This is a genomic window from Cupriavidus sp. H19C3, assembly GCF_049393815.1.
Taxonomy (GTDB): Bacteria; Pseudomonadota; Gammaproteobacteria; order Burkholderiales; family Burkholderiaceae; genus Cupriavidus.
Window position 1 is genome coordinate 284674 of record NZ_CP184985.1, and the last position, 20887, is coordinate 305560.

Sequence of the window (20887 nt, forward strand, 5' to 3'; positions counted from 1 at the left end):
CTGGAGGACATATGAAGCTGGTCAAGACTGCCGTAGCAGGCATCGTTTCGATGGTGGTGGCGGGCACTGCGTTCGCGGCGGAAATTACCGGTGCAGGCGCTTCCTTCCCGGCGCCCGTGTATTCCAAATGGGCAGATGCCTACCAAAAAGCAACGGGCAACAAGGTCAACTATCAATCGATCGGTTCGTCCGGCGGCATCAAGCAGATCGGCGCCAAGACGGTCGATTTCGGTGCCTCGGACGCGCCGCTGAAGGACGAGGACCTGGCCAAGCAAGGCCTGGTGCAGTTCCCGACCGTGATCGGCGGTGTGGTGCCGGTGGTCAACCTGCAAGGCGTGAAGCCGGGCGAGCTGGTCATCACCGGCGACGTGCTGGCCAACATCTACCTGGGCAAGATCAAGAAGTGGGACGATCCCGCCATCAAGGCGCTGAACCCCAAGGTCAAGCTGCCGAGCCAGGACATCCTGCCGGTGCGCCGCGCCGACGGCTCGGGCACCACCTTCATTTTCACGAACTACCTGTCGAAGGTCAGCCCCGACTGGAAGAGCACCGTGGGCGAAGGTACCACCGTCAACTGGCCGGCTGGCGGCACGGGTGGCAAGGGTAACGAAGGCGTGGCCGCCTTCGTGCAGCGCCTGAACGGCGCCATCGGCTACGTCGAGTACGCCTACGCCAAGCAGAACAAGATGACCCACCTGGACATGAAGAACACGTCCGGCGAAGTGGTGCAGCCGAGCGACGACGCCTTCCGCGCCGCCGCCGCCGGTGCCGACTGGAGCAAGTCGTACTACCAGATCCTGACCAACCAGCCGGGCAAGGGCGCATGGCCGATCGCTGGTGCCACCTTCATCCTGCTGCACAAGACGCAGGACAAGCCGGCCCAGGGCGCGGAAGTCATGAAGTTCTTCGACTGGGCCTACAAGAGCGGCGGCAGCATGGCGTCGGACCTCGACTACGTGCCGCTGCCGGATTCGGTCGTGAACCAGATCCGCACCACGTGGAAGCAGTCCGTCAAGGACGGCTCGGGCAAGTCGCTGTACTAAGCCGAGTCTGGCCTGCCAGCCGCGTCGTGGGGCACCGCGTTCCATGACCGGCAGCCGGCCCGGACGGGCCGCCTGCAGCAGGGGGGCGGCCCGCATCCCAAGTATCTACGTATTCCAGACCCCACCATGGCGACTTCGTCCGATCTTCCCGCCGTACGGCCACCGAGCCGCACCGGCGACATCCTGTTCGGCGGCCTGACCCGCGGCGCCGCCATCGTGACGTTGCTGCTGCTGGGCGGCATCATCGTCTCGCTCGCCATCAGCGCGTGGCCCTCGATCAAGCAGTTCGGCCTGAGTTTCCTGTGGACCGCCGAATGGGATCCGCCCGCCGACGTGTACGGCGCGCTCGTGCCGATCTACGGCACCATCGTGACCTCGCTGATCGCGCTCATCATCGCCGTGCCGGTCAGCTTCGGCATTGCCCTGTTTCTTACCGAGCTGTCGCCCGCGTGGCTGCGCCGTCCGCTCGGTACCGCCATCGAGCTGCTCGCCGCCGTGCCTTCCATCGTCTACGGCATGTGGGGGCTGCTCGTGTTTGCGCCGATCTTCGGCGAATACTTCCAGAAGCCGCTGTCGGCCACCCTTGGCCAGGTGCCGGTGATTGGCAAGCTGTTCCAGGGCGCGCCGCTCGGTATCGGCCTGCTGTGTGCCGGCGTCATCCTGGCCATCATGATCATTCCGTACATCGCCTCGGTGATGCGCGACGTGTTTGAAGTGACGCCCGTGCTGCTGAAGGAATCGGCGTACGGGGTGGGTTGCACCACGTGGGAAGTGATGTGGCGCGTGGTACTGCCTTATACCCGTGCCGGTGTGATCGGCGGCGTGATGCTGGGCCTGGGCCGCGCGCTCGGTGAAACCATGGCCGTCACGTTCGTGATCGGCAACACCAACCTGCTCGACAACGTCTCGCTGTTCTCGCCGGGCAACAGCATCACCTCGGCGCTCGCCAACGAGTTTGCCGAAGCCGGTGCCGGCCTGCATACGGCGGCGCTGATGGAGCTGGGCCTGATCCTGTTCTTCATCACGTTCGTGGTGCTGGCGCTGTCCAAAGTCATGCTGTTGCGTCTTGCCAAGAACGAGGGGGGCAAATGAACCAAGCGACTCAAGCCGTGGCATCGGCCTCGATTCCGGCTGTCCGTCCCGACTCGGACGCCATTCGCGCGCGCCTGCAGTCGTCGCGCCGCCGCACCAACCTGTACGCGCTGACCGCGTCGCTGCTGGCCATGGTCTTTGGCCTGTTCTGGCTGGCGTGGATTCTCTGGACCACCATCTCGCTCGGCGTGGGCGGCATGTCGCTCGACCTGTTCACGCAGATGACGCCCGCACCCAATACCGCGGGCGGCGGCCTGGCCAACGCCATCTTCGGCAGCTTCGTGATGGTGGCCCTGGCCACCTTGCTCGGTACGCCGCTCGGCATCCTGGCGGGGATCTACCTGGCCGAGTATGGTCAGAAAAAGGTGCTGGCCAGCATTATCCGCTTTATCAACGACATCCTGCTGTCGGCGCCGTCGATCGTGATCGGTCTCTTCGTCTACGCGCTGGTGGTCACCCGCATGGGCCATTTCTCGGGCTGGGCCGGCATCTGCGCGCTTGCGCTGCTGCAGATTCCGATCGTGGTTCGCACCACCGAGAACATGCTGAACCTGGTGCCCAACGCGCTGCGCGAGGCCGCGGTGGCGCTCGGCACGCCCAAGTGGAAGATGGTGATGTCGATTACCGTCAAGTCGTCGTACGCCGGCATCATCACCGGGGTGCTGCTGGCGGTGGCCCGGATCGCGGGCGAGACCGCGCCGCTGCTGTTCACGGCGCTCTCCAACCAGTTCTGGAGCGCGGACCTCGACAAGCCGATGGCCAACCTGCCCGTGACGATCTTCCGCTTTGCCATGAGCCCGTTCGTCGAATGGCAGCAACTGGCCTGGGCCGGTGTGTTCCTGATTACCATCGGTGTGCTGGCGCTGAATATCGTCGCGCGCATGCTGTTCAAGAAATAACCGGCGCCACGTGGCCCCCTCACCGAATTCCAGCGAGACATGAGCATGACTTCCACCGTCATCGACATTCCCGATACCGTGCGCGCCAAGATCGACGTGCGCAACCTGAACTTCTATTACAACCAGTTCCACGCGCTCAAGAACATCAACATGTCGATCCCGGACCGCAAGGTCACGGCGTTCATCGGCCCGTCGGGGTGCGGCAAGTCCACGCTGCTGCGTACCTTCAACAAGATGTTCGCGCTCTATCCCGAGCAGCGCGCCGAGGGCGAGATCAGTATCGACGGCGAGAACCTCCTGACCAGCAAGCAGGACATTTCGCTGCTGCGCGCCAAGGTCGGCATGGTGTTCCAGAAGCCGACCCCGTTCCCGATGTCGATTTATGACAATATTGCGTTTGGCGTGCGTCTGTTCGAGAAGCTGTCGCGCTCCGAAATGGACGACCGCGTGGAATGGGCCCTCTCCAAGGCCGCGCTGTGGAACGAAACCAAGGACAAGCTCAACCAGTCCGGCTACGGGCTGTCTGGCGGCCAGCAGCAGCGGCTGTGCATCGCGCGCGGTATCGCGATCCGCCCCGAAGTGCTGCTGCTCGACGAGCCGTGCTCGGCGCTGGACCCGATTTCCACGGGCCGTATCGAGGAATTGATCGCGGAGTTGAAGGATGAATACACGGTGGTCATCGTGACGCACAACATGCAGCAGGCCGCGCGTTGCTCCGATTACACCGCCTACATGTACCTGGGCGAACTGATCGAGTTCGGCGAGACGGAGAAGATCTTCATCAAGCCGCATCGCAAGGAAACCGAGGACTACATCACCGGCCGTTTCGGCTGAGGATGCGACAGACGTCATCCGGAAAGCGTGAACGCGTACCAAACCGCATAGCGGCCAGGAGAACATCATGACTGACAAGCATCTGTCGACGCAATTCGACGCCGACCTCAACGCCATCAATACCAAGCTGCTGCAGATGGGCGGTCTGGTGGAATCGCAGATCGAGCTCGCCATGCGCGCGCTCGCCGACTTCGATCCCGATCTCGCCGACCAGGTGATTTCGCGCGAGCACGAGCTCAACCAGCTCGAGGTGGAAATCGACGCCGACTGCGGCAATATCATCGCGCGCCGCCAGCCCACCGCGCGCGACCTGCGCCTGGTCATGGCGATCTCGAAGACCATCACCAACCTTGAGCGCGCGGGCGACGAAGCCGAGAAGGTCGCCAAGCGCACCAAGCACATCATGGAAGACGCGGCGGCGCACAATATCAACTACGCCGAGGTCAAGCTGTCGGGCGAGATGGCGATTTCGCTGCTGCGCCAGGCGCTGGACGCGTTTGCCCGCCTGGACACGGTGGCCGCCGCGCGCATCGTCAAGGACGACAAGGCCATCGACGACGAATTCCGTGCGTTCGTGCGCAAGCTCATTACCTACATGATGGAAGATCCGCGTACGATCTCCGTCGCGCTCGACTTTCTCTTTATCGCCAAGGCGGTGGAGCGGATTGGCGACCACGCCAAGAACATCGCGGAATTCATCATTTATATCGTCAAGGGCACCGATGTCCGTCACGTTTCGCGCGAAGACATGGAACGGGAAGCGCTGAGCTGATGCGCGGCCTGACTGACGTTGCGGAGAACTTATAAATGCCAAGCAGTATTCTCGTTGTCGAGGACGAACCGGCGATCGCGGAACTGATCGCCGTCAACCTGCAGCACGCGGGGCACTATCCAATCCGGGCCTATAACGCCGAGCAGGCACTGTCGCTGATGAGCGACGTGCTGCCGGACCTGGTGCTGCTGGACTGGATGCTCCCGGGCAAGTCGGGGGCGACCTTCGCCAAGGAGCTGCGTACCAACGATCGCACCAAGCAGATCCCCATCATCATGCTGACCGCGCGTAGCGAGGAGCAGGACAAGGTGATGGGCCTGGAGGCCGGTGCGGACGACTACGTGACCAAGCCGTTCTCGCCGAAGGAGCTGCTGGCGCGGATCAAGGCCGTGCTGCGCCGCCGCGCACCGCAGCTGACCGACGACGTGGTCGCCATCAACGGCCTGCGGCTCGACCCGGCCACGCATCGCGTGACCGGGCACGACGAGAGCGGTCCGATCAAGCTCGATCTCGGCCCGACGGAGTTCCGCCTGCTGCATTTCCTGATGACCCATCCCGAGCGCGTGCACAGCCGCTCGCAGTTGCTGGACCAGGTCTGGGGCGACCACGTATTCGTGGAAGAGCGTACCGTCGACGTCCATATCAAACGCCTGCGCGCCGCGCTCACCCCCGGTGGCTACAGCAACATGATCGAGACAGTCCGCGGCAGCGGCTATCGCCTCGCGCGCTCGCCCAACCACTGACCGGCTGCCCTCCGGCGGCCATATCAGCGCCATATTCCGCGTCCCTCGGCAGGAGGGGTGCGGAAGCCGTCCTCGCCACGGCCTCTCCGATCGCCGACGCACCCCCGCGCTGGCAGGGAATCTGCCCGTTGTCATAAACTCGTGGCACACTCTGACCGCAACAGCGGTGTCACCGCTTGCCTGATTCCCACTCGTTCGCATGAATATCATCTGGGCCCGATCCGCCGCCGCCCTGGTCGCCCTCGCAGTCCTGGCAGCCGTGGCCTACGCCTTCGCCGGCGCGGTGCCGGCGCTGTCGCTGTTATGCGTGGCGCTGTTTGCCCTGCTGGCGTATTACCTGTTCCAGATCAATCGCCTGTGGAAGGTGCTCGATGCTCCGGCCTACGGCGAGATTCCCAGTGCGCTCGGGCTGTGGGGCGAGGTGTATTACCGCCTGCACCGTCTGGTCAAGCGCTGGCGCACGCAGGTGCTGCAGGTGGAGCAGCAACACACGCGTTTTATCCAGGCCATCCAGGCCTCGCCGTATGGCGTGTTGATGCTCGACGATGCCGACCAGATCGAATGGTGCAACGACGTGGCCGAGCAGCATTTCGGCCTCAATGCGCGGCGCGACGTGCGCCAGCGCATTACGCACCTGATCCGGCGGCCAGAATTCGTCCATTACCTCACGCGCGAGCGCTATGACGAGCCGCTGGTCATGCGCGACATGGGCGAGCACAAGCGCAATGTCACCGCCGTCCAGATCCTGCCGTACGGGGAAAACCGCAAGCTGGTGCTGACCCAGGACATCACCAAGCTGGAGAACACCGAGGCCATGCGGCGCGACTTCGTGGCCAATGTCTCGCACGAACTCAAGACGCCGCTGACGGTTCTGACCGGCTTTCTGGAAACGGTGCGCGACCTGCCGGTCTCGGAAGAAGATCGCCTGCGCTATATCGACCTGATGCTGGTGCAGTCGCGGCGCATGCAGCGCATCGTCGAAGACCTGCTGGCGCTGGCCAAGCTCGAGAGCGATGTACAGCCGCCGCCGCTCGACCGCATCAATGTGTCCGCGCTCGCCGCGCACCTGGTGCACGACGCCGAGGCGCTGTCGCAGGAACATCATCAGATCGAGGCCGATATCGACCCTGCGGTGGTATTGCGCGGTGCCGAACTGGAAATCCTCTCGGCACTGGGCAACCTCGTCTCCAACGCGGTGCGCTATACGCCCGAGGGCGGCCGCATCGCCATCCGCCTGAAGTACACCGACGGGCAGGCGGTGTTCTCGGTCAGCGATACGGGCCTGGGCATCGCGCCCGAGCATATTCCGCGTCTGACCGAGCGCTTCTATCGCGTCGACCGCAGCCGCTCGCGCGATACCGGCGGCACCGGCCTGGGCCTGGCCATCGTCAAGCACGTGCTGTCGCGCCACCATGCCGACCTGCGCGTAACCAGCGAGGTCGGGCGGGGCAGCACGTTCCGCGTGGTGTTTCCGAAGGATCGCAGCGGCTATGAGCCGGAGCCGGCCCAGCGCACGGATGCCCCGCAACATGTGGCGTGAACCGCGGGGCCGTGGGGGCCCACGGGCGTGATCGGAGCCGCCTGATCCCGGCGCGCCCCTCGGCGCGCTGCGCTATGCGCCGAAGATCTCCAGCAGTTCCAACTGGCTGACGTGCTTCGCCTTGGACCGCGACATCTTGCGCACGTACTCGCCGTCGGGTTGCATGACCCATGCCGAGGCGTTGTCGCGCAGATGAATCTGCAGGCTTTCCTTGATCACCCTTGCCTTGAGCGCCTTGTCCAGGATGGGGAAGGCGACTTCCACGCGACGGAACAGGTTGCGGTCCATCCAGTCCGCGCTGGAGAGATACAGTACCTCGTCACCGTCGGCGCGGAAGTAATAGACGCGGTGATGCTCGAGAAAGCGCCCGACGATCGAGCGTACCGTGATGTTCTCGGACATGCCGGGCACACCGGGGCGCAAGGCGCACACGCCGCGCACGATCAGGTCGATGCGGACGCCCGCGCGCGAGGCCTTGTACAGTTCCTCGATAATCGACGGCTCCAGCAGCGCATTCATCTTGGCCATGATGCGGGCCGGCTTGCCCGCGCGCGCATGGCGTGCCTCGGCACGGATATGCTCGACCAGGTTGGTGTGCATCGTGAACGGCGACTGCCAGAGGTGGTTCAGGCGAATCGTGCCGGCGGTGCCCGTGAGCAGCTGGAACACGTGGTGCACGTCCTCGCAGATCTTCTCGTCGGCGGTGAGCAGGCCGAAATCCGTATAGAGCCGGGCCGTGCGCGGATGGTAGTTGCCGGTGCCGAGATGGGCATAGCGGCGCAACCGGACCGACTTGCTTTTGGCGCCGGCGGCCTCGCGCCGGACGATCAGCAGCATCTTGGCGTGGCACTTGTGGCCCACCACGCCGTAGACCACATGCGCGCCCGCCGATTCCAGGCGCTCGGCCCAGTTGATGTTTGTCTCCTCGTCGAAGCGCGCGAGCAGCTCCACCACCACGGTCACTTCCTTGCCATTGCGCGCGGCCGTCATCAGCGCTTCCATCACGGCCGACTCGTTGCCGGTGCGATAGACGGTCTGCTTGATGGCGACCACGTTGGGATCCGCCGCGGCGAGCTGGAGCAGGTCGAGTACCGAGGCAAAGCTTTCGTATGGATGGTGCAGCAGGACGTCCTGCTGCCGGATGACATCGAACATCGGCACGCCCGGCGGAAAGGCCTTGACCGTCGCCGGCACGTGCGGCGGGTACTTGAGGGCAGGGCGGTCGACGAGGTCGGGGATCTGCATCAGCCGCACCAGGTTGACCGGGCCGCTCACGCGGTAGAGGTCCTGTTCGGCCAGGCCCGACTCCAGCAGCAGACGGCGGGCGAGCGGCGCCGGCGTGTCCGACGACACTTCAAGGCGTACCGTATCGCCAAAATGGCGCGCCGGCAATTCGCCCTGCAGCGCTTCGCGGAGATCGGTAATATCGTCTTCCGAGACGAACAGATCGGAATTGCGCGTGACGCGAAACTGATAGCAGCCCAATACCTCGATCGCGGGAAACAGCTCATGCACAAACGCCTGCATGAACGACGACAGCATGACAAAGCCGTACGGGTAGCCAGACAGCTTTTCGGGCATCTTGACCACGCGCGGCAGTGCACGTGGGGCCTGCACGATGGCCAGGTCGGCGTCGCGGCCAAAGGCGTCCTTGCCCGAGAGCTCGACCACGAAGTTCAGGCTCTTGTTGAGTACGCGCGGGAATGGGTGGGCCGGATCGAGCGCGATCGGCGTGAGCACCGGGCCCAGCTCGCGCAGGAAGAAATCGCGCGCCCAACTGCGCTGCTCGTCGGTCCAGGTGCTGGTCAGGTGGAAAAACACGCCTTCTTTTTCCAGCGCCGGGAAAATCACGTTCTGCAGCATGTCATACTGCGAGGCCACCAGGCGCTGGGTGCGCTCGGTGACGAGCTGGTAGGTCTGCAGGAAGGAGAGCCCGTCGGGCGTCATGCCCGCCGCGTTGTCGCGGATCTGCTCCTTGAGGCCTGCCATCCGGATCTCGAAGAATTCGTCCAGGTTGCTGGACACGATGCAGATGAACTTGAGTCTTTCCAGCAGGGGTACGGCGGGGTCGGCCGCTTGCGCGAGCACACGCCCGTTGAATTCCAGGATGCCCAGCTCACGGTTCAGCAAAGTGCCGGGCGGCGTCGTCGACATGGTCATGAATATTCTTTTGGTAATGTGGCGACTGTTCCATAGAAGCATGTCAGTTTCATGACACTTTGAAAGTGTCATGATCGCGACATGACAAGGACATAATTTACGGGGTTTGATGCCATGCCGCCAGCCGGCAGCCCCCGTGCACAGACCCCCGCGCTTTAGGATGCGATGACACCAACACCACGCTTGCTGGCCGCCGTAGACATGGGTTCGAACAGTTTCCGCCTGATGATCGGGCGAGTGGACGAAACCCCGACGGCCTCCGGACCCGCCAGCCAGATCTTCCAGGTCGACGCCCTGCGTGAGCCAGTGCGGCTTGCCGCCGGGCTGACGCCCGACAAATATCTCGACCAGCCCGCGCGCCGCCGCGGCATCGAGGCGCTGCGCCGGTTTGGTGACCGCTTGCGCGACTTTGCCCCCGAGCACGTGCGCGCGGTGGCCACCAACACGCTGCGCGTGGCCCGCAACGCATCGGAATTCCTGATCGAGGCCGAGCATGCGCTGGGCTTCCCGATCGAAGTCATTGCAGGCCGCGAAGAGGCGCGCCTGATCTACCTGGGCGCCTCGCACGATGCGCCGGCGTGCCAGGGCAACCGGCTGGTGGTCGATATCGGCGGCGGCTCCACCGAGTTCATTATCGGCAGCGGATATCAGTCCAAGCTGATGGAAAGCCTTTATATCGGCTGCGTTTCGCACAGCCGTCATTTCTTTCCGAGCGGCAATGTCGACGAGTATGCGATGAAGCAGGCCGAGCTGGCCGCGCGCCGCGAGATCCAGGTGCTGGTGCGCCAGTATCGCGCGGCCGGCTGGCAACAGGCGGTGGGGTCGTCCGGGACGGCGCGTGCGCTCGCCGAGCTGATCGAGCTCAACGGCATGAACGACAATCCCGCCGAGCACGGCATTACGCGCGAGGGCCTCGAACGCCTGAAGCGCGCGCTGATCAAGGCCGAGAACACCAATCGCGTCAAGCTGGCGGGCCTGAAGGCGGACCGCATTCCGGTCTTGCCGGGCGGGTTATCGATCATGCTGGGCGTGTTTGCCGAGCTCGATATCGATCGCATGGACGTGACCGACGGCGCCTTGCGGCTAGGCGTGCTGTACGACCTGCTCGGCCGCAGCCATCACGAGGACATGCGCACCGTCACCGTGGACCAGTTCATGCGCCGCTATGCCGTCGATCGCGCGCAAGCGGTCCGCGTGGGCCATGCCGCCCGTGAGTTGCTGTCGCAGTTTCCCGAGCCGCCGCACGAGCGGCGCGAAGACAATCTCGCGCTGCTGGGTTGGGCCGCGAGCCTGCATGAGATCGGCATGTCGATCTCGCATAGCGGCTATCACAAACATTCGGCGTATATCGCCACCCATGCCGACATGCCAGGATTCTCCAAGACCGACCAGGCGCGGCTGGCCACGCTGCTGCTGGGGCATGCGGGCAAGCTGGGCAAGCTGTCGGGCAGCGGCAAGTTCGTGGACTGGCGCATGCTGTTCAGCCTGCGTCTGGCATTCGTGCTATGCCGCCGTCGCGCCGATGTGAAGCTGCCGGAGATTCGCGTGCGGCAGCGGTCGGATGCGCTCGACGAAGGGTTCGAGGTGCGCCTGCCCAAGGTCTGGATCGATGCCAACCCCCTGGTCGAATACAGCCTTGGGCAGGAGGCGGACGAGTGGGAGCGAATCGGCAAGCGTTACAAGGTGGTGTACGCCTGAGGGGAGGGCGTTGGCGGCTCTCTCTCCGCTGGATCGTGGCATCAAAACAGAAAACGGCGACCCGCGAGGGTCGCCGTTCTCGTTTGGTGTCAGGCCTGCAACGCCGTAGCCTGCCACATGCGCATTACTTCAGCCCGAGGAAGTGCCGGGCATAGCGCGGGTTCATGTCGCGCACGCGCAGCAGCGTGAGGAAGTCCGCCACGTTGAAGTCCGGATCCCAGGCCGGCAGGCCGCAGATTCGTGCGCCCAGGCGCAGGTAGCCCTTGATCAGCGCCGGCGGTTCCACGTCCAGCGTCTGGTTGAGGTCTTCCACCGGCAACGGCAGGCGCGGAAATGCGTGGTATTCGATCGGCGCGAGCGAGCGCTCCGAGAACTGGCGGTGCAGGCTCGCCGCATAGTGGCCGCCATCGCTCATCGGCACGCTTGCGCAGCCGAGCATCGACTCCAGGCCGTAGCGCTGCAGGTATTCGCCCAGCCCGCCCCAGAGCGCCATGATCACGCTGCCCGAGCGGAAGTCGCGGTGCACGCACGAGCGGCCCACTTCGACCATCTTGGGGCGCAGGTGCGCCAGGCGCACCAGGTCGAATTCCGATTCCGCGTAGAGGCAGCCCAGGCGCTTGGCCTGATGCGGGGGCAGCGCGCGGTAGGTGCCGACGACCTTGAGCGTCTCCTGGTCGCGCACGATCAGGTGGTCGCAATAGGCGTCGAACATGTCGACGTCCATGTCGGGCGTCGAGGTTTGCAGGCGGGCGCCCATTTCTTCGGCAAAGACCTTGTAGCGCAGGCGCTGCGCCTCTTCTACTTCGTCCTGGTGGCGAGCCCACGCCACGATGAAAGCAGGTGCCGCATTCGCTTGATCGGGTTGCTGACGAGGAAGACGCCTCCGCGCCGACTGGCCCGGAAGGCTCGTCGGCAAGGAGTCGAAAATCGGCTGGGTAGGCGTCGGAAGGTCTCGCATCAGTGTGTCCTTTCGGTGACGAAACGGCTTCGAAACAATGTAGAGACGCCCAGTGACAGCGCCGTGAATCCACTATGACGATTCTGTGACGAAACGGGCCGTTTCATGGGTGCCGGGTTTGACTCTAACCGGCTTGCAGCCCAGACGCCATGGGCAATTCGTGAAATGTGAATGCTAGGATACAGAATTATGACATGTCGACCGTGCAAAGACGTGTCCGACACGGCAGTCAGAGAAATTCCGGGTTGATCACGGCGCGCAACACGATTTGCGCCTCCGCTTCGCGCGTGCGGCTCGTGAGCCACCAGACACCGCTTTTGCGCACGCTCCACGGAATTTCGTCGCCGGCCAGCAACAGGCTCGCCAGGCGTCCGATCCAGGGCTGGTGACCTACCACCACGGTGTCCTCGCCAACCGGCCAGCCGACTGCGGCCAGTACCTCGCTGACGTCGGCGCCGGGGGCGAGCGCGGCGGCAATGTGGACCTCGGCACCCAGGGCGGCCGCGGTCTCGCGCGTTCGGAGCGCGGGGCTGGCGATGACACGGTACTTGTGGGGGAGGTGCTGGCGCAGCCATCTGGCCGACGCCTCCGCCTGCTTGTGGCCGCGTCGGGTCAACGGGCGCTGCAGGTCGGCATTGCGGGAGAGGCCGAGGGCGTGGGGCAATTCCTCTGCCTCCGCATGGCGCCACAGAATCAGATTCATGGACTGGCAGGTTCCGGTGGTCTGTCGTATGGCCTTGAGTATGGTCAGGCGCATTGCCCGACGCAAGGCCGTGGTGGCCGTCTCAAGTGGTACGCCCGGGATGGACGCGAGGGTCCGCGGGAGGGTCGGCGCGAAGGGGCAGCGCCCGGCCCGACGTCAACCTGCCAGTATGTGGCGGGGCAGTGTCACTCCCGTGACAGCTGCCACGCTATCCAGCACGCATCGAACTCTGGGGAGTCGAACTCAGGATTTGTGGCGGAAATTGATGCGGCCCTTGGTCAGGTCGTAGGGCGACATTTCCAGCGTCACGCGATCGCCGGCCAGGATGCGGATGCGGTGCTTCTGCATCTTGCCCGAGGCATAGGCCCAGATCTCGACGCCGTTTTCCAGCGTCACGCGATAACGATTGTCGGGCAGGGCTTCCGACACCACACCACCGAATTCAATGAGTTCTTCCTTAGCCAATGTTTATCCTTTGCGGGCAGCTCCAGGCTGCGTGGGTTGAATGCGAGAATCGAGCCGGGATCGAGGGAAAGACACCCGCCGATCGCCTTGTCTCGCGGTCGATGATAAAGAATGAAGACGCGACCGCGCGTAGGTTGCGGGACAGGCGGGCAAGGTGTTTCCGGGCGCGCCTGACCATGCGATGGAGATGGGGATGGGCAGGTGGATTGCAAATGACGCTGGCGCCGCAAATCGGTGCCACAAATCGGCGCCACAAATGCATACGGCGCCCTGGAGGCGCCGCCCGGTTACAGGGCATGCTCAGATACCCGAAACTGACGTCGGATTATATCACGAGCCGCGCCGTCGGGAGGCCCGCAAACTGCCTGCCGGGGCGGGCTGGCGGCATTGACGCGGTGCAATGGCAGGGGCTGTCACGACAAGCTTGGTGACGGAGCCCGGCGGGGCCAGATGGTCGTCCCGGCTGCAGCCAATCCGGGCCTTGGGGAGCTCGGGGCAGACGCCGCGGGGAGGCGCTGGAGCGCACGGGAAGCCCGTGAGCGGCCAGGCAGTGAGAGGCCATGCAACGACAGCCTCAAGAAAAACGGCCCGTACCGAGCGGTACGGGCCGATTCCAAACGTCAAACATCGCAAAACACTGCAAAAACAGCACTGCAAAAACTGGTCGGAGCGATAGGATTCGAACCTACGACCCTCTGATCCCAAAGCAGAACCAAAATAGCCTTGCAGGCCGCGCCAGATAATCGGATATGGCTATTTGGCTTCCAATATTTTCCGGCAAATAGCACCACGGCAGCATGCGGCTTTCCGGGTGGCGATAGGCGGCATATTGGAAGGGTATCAACCCGCCTTAGGCAGCTTAAGGCGCACTTCGCTGACCGGCACTGACCGCGACTTCACGTAGATTTCCGTCGTCTTCGAGTCGGCGTGCGCGGCGGCGACCTGGAGTTGCTCGATGCTGTAGCCAGCCCGCTCGGCATCCGTCAGCGCCTTGGCACGGATGTCCTTGACCGTGTACCCCGCATCCTCCAGCTTGGCCCGGCGCGCCGCCCGTTTCCACGCCGTCAGCAGGGCATTGGCCGCGTACGGCTGGCCGTCGATCGAGTGGATGACGTACTGGCTGCTCTTCACCTTGCCCGTGGCCTGGGCCCGCTTCAGCACCTTCTCGATCTGCGGCGTGATTGGCCAGTCCACCGCCTCGCCCGTGCTGTCCTCAGTCTTGGTCGGCACGAAGTGGATCACCTTGGCGTCCCAGTCCACCCATGACGCGCCGCCAGCGGTGCCCGCCTCGGGCTTCCAGCGGAGCAGCCTGATCTCGGTGGAGCGCTGGACCGTCAGGTAGCACAGGTCGACGAAGCATTGCATCATGTCGCCGGCCGGCACCTTGCTGACGATCTCCTGGCCCTCCTTGGTCTTTCGCACGTAGCTGAGCAGCTTGGCGCGGATGGCCACGAAATGGGCGTCCGAGATATACACGTCGCGCGCCTTGGGCTTCTTCAGCTTGACCTCGCGGCATGGGTTCACCGCGATCAGGCGCTTGCCGATGCACCAGTCGAAGAAGCCGGACATGAACGAGCGCATGACACGCTGCATGTGCAGCTTGCCAGCCCAGTTCAGCCGCAGGAACTCGGCGACGTCCGCCGGCGCAATGGCGGCCAGGTTGGCGTCCTTGAACGACTCTTCCGCGTAGCGCCCGTACGCGGGCCAGGCCTTTTCCCGATGCTCGGCCTTGTGCAGCCGCACGTATTCGGCGATCAGAGGCGCCATGTCGCCCGTGCCGGCGTGTGCCTCGAAGTCGCCGATCTCCACGGCCAACCGGGCGAGCATCTTCCGCTGGCCCTCGTCTACGCGGCACAGCCGAATCCATTTCTGGTCGCTCGGTCGCACCCAGTAGAAGCTGGCGCCGCGCTGGTACACGCGGTTCGGCATGCCAAGGTTCGTCTGCCGCCGGCGTGCGTTCATGCCGCGCGCCCTTGGAAGGTGACCTTGCGCAGCGTCGGGCGCGCGGTGGGCGTCAGCTGCACCACCTCGGCGTTGCCGACACCGGCCTTCTTCGCTTCCAGCGCGCGGTACGTTTCCCACGTCATCATGACCCGGCCGTCCCCGCGGCGCAGCGGCTCGATCCTGAACGCCTGTTCGAGCCAGCGCGCTTGCGCCGACCAGCGCTTCTTGCCGGTCAGCTCCTGCAGGTCTTCTTCGGTCATCCATCCTGTCTTCATGGTCCCATCCCCCCAAAGCTGGCGAGTCGTTTCGATAATGCGTGCTGCTGTTGCGGAAAATGCGTGTTCTGTTGCGGTCATCCGGTGAATCGATCGTCGAACAGGTCGTATTGCGCCGGAAGGCCGGTGCGTCGCAACGCGGCGTACCTCCGGCGACGGGCGGCCGCCCACGATAGTAGTTTCGCGTGCCATGCCGGGTGGCGTCTCGCCGCGCGCGCCTGGGCGAGAAAGACGCGGGCCATATGGGCGTCCGTCATGCCAGCTCCCGTTTGAGATTTCTCGACCAGGCGTCGCGCCATGCCTCCGCTTCGGCTGGCGCGCCGAGGACACCTTCAATCCGGCGGCGGAAACACATCGCCGCGCACTGCCGCAGCGTGATGGGCACCGCGCCGGCGGCAATCGCGAGCTCGCGCTTCACCATGGCGATGTCGAAGTGCTCGCCCGGCTCGCCCGCATGCTGGATCCATTTCCGCTGCACGCCGATCGTGTCGACCATGGCGAGCAGCTCCGCCTGCGTGTCGGCGATCAGGTGCGACATCTTCATGCGGCAGAACTGGCCCATGGGCTGCTGGAACATGTCGTCGACGTAGACGGTCATGGCCCGATCCTCCGAAACTCGACGACCCATACCCAGGGGTTGGCATTCCACGACTCGGCGCCGTTGATGGAGTGCCACAGCTCGCGAAACGCGGCGCGGTGCGTGTCGTGCATGAAGTCCAGGCTCGTGCCTTCGGCCGCCGCATCGGCCTCGCTGCAGTTGTTCAGTCGCTCGACGCGCACGCCGGTGACCTCCAGCACGAGGCGGCATGCTGCGCGTGGCATGTGTATGCTGGGCTTCCACGGCATCGACGGCATGAAGTCATCGGCCTCGGTCGCCTTGTAGTGCCAACCGCCACCGTGAGAGGCGGGCGCGGGGAAGAATGTCTCCCGCACCCACAGGCGATCGCCGGGCAGGCCATACGGGCAAGCCACACGCTTGATCGTCTCGTGCACCTCGTGGCCTGGGCCGTCGCCGTGCAGCCACGACAGTTCCGCTACGCCGTCTTCGCAGCCGACACTCAGGCTCGGGCCGATCGCCTGCTTTAGCACACGCCGCGTCTGCGTCTTCCGGCCGCCGAGGATGGCGCGGACCATAGGCACGGAAAACAATATCGGCCGCTCTTTCATACATGACTCCATGTTTCGTTGTTCCAGATGCTTTGCACGGTAGAGGGAGATATGCATGCGAGCCGAGCAACTTCGTAGGCGGACACGTTTGTTCCCTTTAGGCGCTTGATCGTCCTAACCACAAACCGATCGAGCTTTGCGGATCCGTTCTGTTCACCGCTTCGAGTCCGTCCGTGCGCAGTTCGGTCCGCAATGTTCTCCTTCGCAGTGGCCCAGCGCAGATTCGTCAACGAGTTATGAGCGGGATTTCCATCGGCGTGCGCGGCTTGCTTCCCGGCAGGCCGCGGCCCGACGAAAGCCTCCAGCACCAAGCGATGTACGGCGAAGCTCTTTTTGGTGCCGTTCGCGCTGCGCAGGGTCACGTAGTGGTAGCCCTTGTTCTGGACCCAAGTCGCCAGGATGCCGCCGCTGGTTGCTCGATACGAACTGAGAGAGCGCACATGGCCAGCGTCGGAGACCTCGTAGCGCCCTTCGTATCCTGGTACTGGCTTCCATACGGCGCCGGTGGGCTCATTCACGATTGCGCCTCCAGAACGAGCCCCGGCTGCCGCGTGCGCTCAGCCTGAAGGGCGATGTAGTCGGGATTCAGCTCGGCGCCCAGCCACCGGCGGCCGAGCCGCTGGGCTACGCTGGCCACCGTGCCCGAGCCCATGAACGGGTCAAAGACGATGTCGCCCGGGCGCGAGCCGGCCAGAATGCAAGGCTCGACCAAGTCCTCCGGAAATGTCGCGAAGTGGGCGCCCTTGTACGGCTTCGTGGCAATCGTCCAGACGCTACGCCGGTTGCGAGTCTGGCTGTAATCGACATCCTCTCGATCGGGTCGATGTTGAGCCTTTTGTCCATGCTCACCGGACGTGTATTTTGTCTCGCGCGCGAAGCTGTTGCGCTTCGAGTAGCGACCGCTCATCGAGCGGTGACCGCCTTCGCCAGTGTCCCAGCCTGCAGGCACGCGCACGCGCTCTTTCGGATCCGCGTCATACCCGTGCCCGAACCCAACACCAGTCGGCGTGGCGCCGTACGTCGCCGGCTCCCGGATCGCGACCTGGTCGTAGTAGTACTGCTCGCTCTTCGTGAGCAAGAACAAGTACTCGTGCGCCTTCGTGCATCTGTCGCGGACGCTTTCCGGCATCGGGTTCGGCTTGTTCCAGATGATGTCCTGGCGGAGCCACCAGCTTGCGTCCTGCAGCGCGAAGGCGAGGCGCCAGGGCTGACCCATGAGATCCTTGGGCTTGATGCCCTCGTCGCGGATCTTGCCAGTGCCGCTGACCTTGCGCTGGCTCGCTGCGATCTGCCGCGCGCTCAGTGACGTCTCGGCAACGCCACTGTAGTCGCGCCCCTGAGATCCCCACGAGCCCGCGTAGCTGTCGCCCATGTTCAGCCACAGCGTGCCGTCGTTGGCCAGCAGCTCGCGGCAGAGCTCGAACACGTCGACCATGTTATCGATGAACTCGCGCAGCGTTGGCTCCATGCCGAGCTGGCCGGCCACGCCATAGTCGCGTAGGCCCCAGTACGGCGGACTGGTGACGATGCACTGCACGCGCACGCCGTCGGCGATCAGCGATCGCATGACGTCGCGGCAGTCGCCCTGGTAGCAGTGGTCGAGGGTCACGCCGCCTCCGTTTGCTGGGCCACCGTCAGCGCAATGGCCACCGGCCGCACCCACACGGGCGTCGACGACAGCATGAAGGTCTCGCCCGTCTCGGCCAGCATCAGCGTAGTGCCCATCACCTCGGCGATGGCCACGGCCGCGTCAGGTGGTACCGCGTTGCCGATGCGCTCGCGCCAGGCCTGATCGCTCAGGCCATCCAATTCCAGGTATTCCTCCGGTTCGATCAGCGACTGCAGCGCGGCCAGTTCCAGCGTGGTGAACGGGCGGTGCCACGTGCCGTCCAGCGCGCGGATGATGGCCACCACCTTCTCGTTAGCGGCTGGCAGGCGCGGGTCGGCCACTGACCACCGGCCGTTGTCGTGGCCGGCTGCCGCTGACACGGCGCCGCTGGGCTGATCCCAGCCGACCACGCCGTAATGGCCACCCGTCAGGTAGTTGTCGCCGCGCTCGCGCCGCATGCCTGGACGCGGGTCGGCTACCGCGAATGCTCCCTGACCGGTGGTGCTGCCGGCTATCACCGTGCCGGTAGCCTCGTTCCATGGCGTCACCGCGTATTTGCCGAATGCCGGGCCGTCGCGGCGAGGGTCGGCAACGCACTGGCCGGTACCGTGCGCACTGGTAACGGCGCCGGCAGCTTCTGCCCACGGCACGATCCGATACTCGTTGTTGTGCTTAGCCGGGCCGGTGTGGCGCGGATCCGCCACGCTGAACGTGCCCTGACCGGGGTTCGTACCTGCCGTGATCGCGCCAGAAGCCTCGCCCCAGCGCAGCACGCCGTACTGCTGGTATTGCGCTGCCCCGGCAGCATGGCGCGGGTCGGCCACGGAGAAAGCGCCGTTCGTTGGCAGTGATTCGCCGGCCACGGTGCTGGCCGGTTCGTGCCAGTCCACCACGCCCGGATGGCCGCCGCGGCGCTCGGGCAGGATCAGGTAGTCGCTCAGGTAGCCGTCCCGCACGGCCAGCTTGTTCAGGCTGCGCCAGTCGCTGCCGGCCTCCACGAACGCCAGGCGCACCCACGTCTTCCATTGCAGCGCCGGCACGCGGTGCATCGGGCCGCCGGTCGTGTCGCCGGGGAGCGGCATGCGACCAAGCACGGTACCGACGCCCTGCAGGCGCCGCACGGGCGGCTCGTACAGGAAGGCGGGCACCTTGGCGACGTGCCGCGCGACCAGGAGGAAGCGTTTCCGGCTTTGAGCCAGCCCGCCGATTACGCCGCAGTCGTGCGTCGTCTCGTTCACGGCATAGCCGTAGTGCCGCAGGATCTGGCCGATCTGGTCGAGCAGGTGCCGGCCGCGCGTGGCCAGACGGGGCACGTTCTCGAAGACGATCAACTCGACCGGGTCGTCCTTCCACGCCTCGCACATCAGCCAGACGCAGCGCAGCGTCAGCTCGTTCAGGGCCTGGTATTTGGGCGTGCGGCTCAGCGTCTCCGACAGCAGGCCGGACGCGCCCTTGCACGGGCTGGAGATGAACACGCAGTGCGGGTGCTGGTGGCCAGCAGCTCGGACGATGTCGTTCGGCGTGGCCTCGCGCCAGCCCGCCGGCGGCTCGGCGCCGTGGAAGGCTGTGTATTGCTCGCGGGTGAACAGGTCCATCACCGTGCAGGGCACGCCCACCAACGTCTCGAAGTCGCGGGCGGCGGCCGGATCGTTGTCGATGCCGCCGATGCACTTCCAGGTGCCGATCATGTTGCCGACGCGGGAGACGGCTTTCTTGAAGCCCTTGGCGCCGCCGCCCAGACCGCAGCAGAAGCCGAAGCTGTTGTAGACGCGTTTGATCACAGCGCATCCCCCTGCTCAAGCGCGCCGGGCTCGCCGTGTGCGGGGTAGGGGGCGGGCCGAAGATCGACGTGTTCAGCCTGCACCTTGACGCGTTGCATGATGTCTGCCACGGTGATTTGAGGCATGAACACCTTGAGCCGTCCGTTGCCGTCCCGCCTCGTCTGAAGCATGCAGCTGCCAACGCTTTCGATCTCGACCTCGATTTCCCCGGATTGCGGCTGCGAGAGGGCGGCTGTGTTTTCGCGCGCGATTGATCGAATAAGCCGAGCGGCGCGCAATGCATCGGCGGTGCTCATGAATGCACCATCCTTCGACAGGTACTCGGCAGCTTCCAATAGCAACTTCTTCTTGTCCTCGCTCATTGCTTGCGTGTTCGTGCTCTTCATGGCTTCCTCGCGATGACGGAATCGATGGCCTGCGCCTTAGGCCCGAAGCGGACCCACCGGCCGAGGTGCCAGGCGCTGTGGCGCGCGGCATCTCGCACCATGCGCTCGATGATCGATTCGGTTTGCAACAGGTTGGTGGATGCGATCGCGTGTGCCGTGCGCAGCGTCTCGACCGCGGTGGTCAGGTCGCGGACCTCGGACTCCAGGCGTGCGACCGTCGCGCGCAGCTTCGCGTTGTCGAGCTCAAGTCCGCTGGTCTTCAGCGCGCGGTCTTCGATGCATTCCTGCAGGCGGCGGTCGTTGCGCGACAGGGTGGCGATGTCGATGGGCCAGGTCATGGCGCGGGCATCCGATCGGCGGCCGGCAGGTCGTCGAGGCTGGCGATGATGCTGCTTTCGGGAACGTCAGAGCCTGCTCCCACCATGTAGTAGCGGAGGCTCTGGCTTCGGCTAACTGGATTTCCGCGGCGCTGCGCGTCGTGGACGATCTCAACCGTGAAGCGGATAGTCTGGATCCGGTAAGGTCTAACCGACTCAATGCGACCGCGATAATCGCGACCAATGACGAAAACATCCTGTCCTGCTTCGAACTTGGGGCGAACCAGGTCGGCGATGTTGATGGTTTGGTCCATGGTGGTCTCGCTATGTAGGGTGGGCAGACCGGCGACGATCCCATCCAAAGGAGAAAGGCGTCGCGCGCTGTTTAGGGACTCGGCGTTGTCCTGCCGCCGGTCCGCCCATTGAGGGGTGGGCTACTCGCTGCGTCCGCCTTACTCGTACTGCCTTCCGACGGCATCCGCTTTCGCCCGTTGAAATCGG

Annotated in this window: 22 protein-coding genes; 8 read left to right on the plus strand and 14 right to left on the minus strand. The window is 64.7% G+C overall.

Going from position 1 to position 20887, the window contains the following annotated elements; all coding sequences use genetic code 11:
- Positions 1-11: 11 nt before the first annotated feature.
- The 7 genes from pstS to phoR all read left to right on the plus strand — a co-directional run bounded on the left by pstS (position 12) and on the right by phoR (position 6923).
- A complete protein-coding gene (gene pstS / locus DFLDMN_RS01300) occupies positions 12-1043 on the plus strand; it encodes a phosphate ABC transporter substrate-binding protein PstS (protein ID WP_423196736.1) in 1032 nt (343 codons plus the stop codon).
- Positions 1044-1169: 126 nt separating this feature from the next.
- A complete protein-coding gene (gene pstC, locus DFLDMN_RS01305; RefSeq protein ID WP_423196737.1) occupies positions 1170-2135 on the plus strand; it encodes a phosphate ABC transporter permease subunit PstC in 966 nt (321 codons plus the stop codon).
- A complete protein-coding gene (pstA, locus tag DFLDMN_RS01310; RefSeq protein ID WP_423196738.1) occupies positions 2132-3034 on the plus strand; it encodes a phosphate ABC transporter permease PstA in 903 nt (300 codons plus the stop codon). Before pstC ends, pstA begins: the two co-directional genes overlap by 4 nt.
- A gap of 45 nt (positions 3035-3079) precedes the next feature.
- Positions 3080-3868 carry a phosphate ABC transporter ATP-binding protein gene (gene pstB / locus DFLDMN_RS01315; RefSeq protein WP_423196739.1) on the plus strand — a complete coding sequence of 263 codons (789 nt, stop codon included), beginning with the start codon at positions 3080-3082 and terminating at the stop codon, positions 3866-3868.
- 67 nt (positions 3869-3935) lie between these two features.
- Complete coding sequence (gene phoU, locus DFLDMN_RS01320) at positions 3936-4640, plus strand: phosphate signaling complex protein PhoU (protein WP_423196740.1); 705 nt, start codon at positions 3936-3938, stop codon at positions 4638-4640.
- A gap of 35 nt (positions 4641-4675) precedes the next feature.
- Entirely contained in the window at positions 4676-5383 is a 708-nt protein-coding gene (phoB, locus tag DFLDMN_RS01325; RefSeq protein WP_423196741.1) for a phosphate regulon transcriptional regulator PhoB, read from the plus strand.
- 199 nt (positions 5384-5582) lie between these two features.
- The gene (phoR, locus tag DFLDMN_RS01330; protein WP_423196742.1) at positions 5583-6923 is read left to right on the plus strand and encodes a phosphate regulon sensor histidine kinase PhoR; all 1341 of its coding nucleotides are present in this window, start codon (positions 5583-5585) and stop codon (positions 6921-6923) included.
- 72 nt (positions 6924-6995) lie between these two features.
- Here phoR and ppk1 read toward each other — a convergent pair whose 3' ends face one another.
- The gene (ppk1, locus tag DFLDMN_RS01335; RefSeq protein WP_423198498.1) at positions 6996-9077 is read right to left on the minus strand and encodes a polyphosphate kinase 1; all 2082 of its coding nucleotides are present in this window, start codon (positions 9075-9077) and stop codon (positions 6996-6998) included.
- Between the two features lie 171 nt (positions 9078-9248).
- On the opposite strand from ppk1, the gene ppx reads away from it, so the two are divergent.
- Positions 9249-10781, plus strand: a complete 1533-nt coding sequence (ppx, locus tag DFLDMN_RS01340) for a Ppx/GppA phosphatase family protein (protein ID WP_423196743.1) — start codon at positions 9249-9251, stop codon at positions 10779-10781.
- Positions 10782-10905: 124 nt separating this feature from the next.
- Here the strand turns inward: ppx and DFLDMN_RS01345 are convergent, their stop codons facing one another.
- The 13 genes from DFLDMN_RS01345 to DFLDMN_RS01405 form a co-directional block, all read right to left on the minus strand.
- On the minus strand, positions 10906-11739 hold the full coding sequence (locus tag DFLDMN_RS01345) for a GNAT family N-acetyltransferase (protein ID WP_423196744.1): 834 nt from the start codon (positions 11737-11739) through the stop codon (positions 10906-10908).
- Positions 11740-11968: 229 nt separating this feature from the next.
- Positions 11969-12442, minus strand: coding sequence for a SixA phosphatase family protein (locus DFLDMN_RS01350; protein WP_423196745.1), 474 nt, complete (start codon positions 12440-12442; stop codon positions 11969-11971).
- 243 nt (positions 12443-12685) lie between these two features.
- Complete coding sequence (gene infA, locus DFLDMN_RS01355) at positions 12686-12907, minus strand: translation initiation factor IF-1 (RefSeq protein WP_008641674.1); 222 nt, start codon at positions 12905-12907, stop codon at positions 12686-12688.
- An 840-nt stretch (positions 12908-13747) separates the two neighbouring features.
- The gene (locus DFLDMN_RS01360) at positions 13748-14869 is read right to left on the minus strand and encodes a tyrosine-type recombinase/integrase (protein WP_423196746.1); all 1122 of its coding nucleotides are present in this window, start codon (positions 14867-14869) and stop codon (positions 13748-13750) included.
- Positions 14866-15126: a DUF4224 domain-containing protein gene (locus DFLDMN_RS01365; protein ID WP_423196747.1), complete on the minus strand. Its 261-nt coding sequence runs from the start codon at positions 15124-15126 to the stop codon at positions 14866-14868. Before DFLDMN_RS01365 ends, DFLDMN_RS01360 begins: the two co-directional genes overlap by 4 nt.
- A gap of 253 nt (positions 15127-15379) precedes the next feature.
- Complete coding sequence (locus DFLDMN_RS01370) at positions 15380-15724, minus strand: DUF4031 domain-containing protein (RefSeq protein WP_423196748.1); 345 nt, start codon at positions 15722-15724, stop codon at positions 15380-15382.
- Positions 15721-16293: a hypothetical protein gene (locus DFLDMN_RS01375; RefSeq protein WP_423196749.1), complete on the minus strand. Its 573-nt coding sequence runs from the start codon at positions 16291-16293 to the stop codon at positions 15721-15723. Before DFLDMN_RS01375 ends, DFLDMN_RS01370 begins: the two co-directional genes overlap by 4 nt.
- Positions 16290-16811, minus strand: a complete 522-nt coding sequence (locus tag DFLDMN_RS01380; protein WP_423196750.1) for an NUMOD4 motif-containing HNH endonuclease — start codon at positions 16809-16811, stop codon at positions 16290-16292. The genes DFLDMN_RS01375 and DFLDMN_RS01380 overlap by 4 nt, the downstream gene beginning before the upstream one ends.
- Positions 16808-17860, minus strand: coding sequence for a DNA-methyltransferase (locus tag DFLDMN_RS01385; protein ID WP_423198499.1), 1053 nt, complete (start codon positions 17858-17860; stop codon positions 16808-16810). The genes DFLDMN_RS01380 and DFLDMN_RS01385 overlap by 4 nt, the downstream gene beginning before the upstream one ends.
- Positions 17861-17898: 38 nt before the next feature.
- The gene (locus DFLDMN_RS01390) at positions 17899-19683 is read right to left on the minus strand and encodes a DNA cytosine methyltransferase (protein ID WP_423196751.1); all 1785 of its coding nucleotides are present in this window, start codon (positions 19681-19683) and stop codon (positions 17899-17901) included.
- Positions 19680-20069 (minus strand): hypothetical protein, encoded by a 390-nt coding sequence (locus DFLDMN_RS01395; protein WP_423196752.1) that lies wholly within the window; start codon positions 20067-20069, stop codon positions 19680-19682. The genes DFLDMN_RS01390 and DFLDMN_RS01395 overlap by 4 nt, the downstream gene beginning before the upstream one ends.
- Positions 20066-20407: a hypothetical protein gene (locus DFLDMN_RS01400; RefSeq protein WP_423196753.1), complete on the minus strand. Its 342-nt coding sequence runs from the start codon at positions 20405-20407 to the stop codon at positions 20066-20068. Before DFLDMN_RS01400 ends, DFLDMN_RS01395 begins: the two co-directional genes overlap by 4 nt.
- Positions 20404-20700: a hypothetical protein gene (locus DFLDMN_RS01405; protein ID WP_423196754.1), complete on the minus strand. Its 297-nt coding sequence runs from the start codon at positions 20698-20700 to the stop codon at positions 20404-20406. Before DFLDMN_RS01405 ends, DFLDMN_RS01400 begins: the two co-directional genes overlap by 4 nt.
- Positions 20701-20887 lie beyond the last annotated feature (187 nt).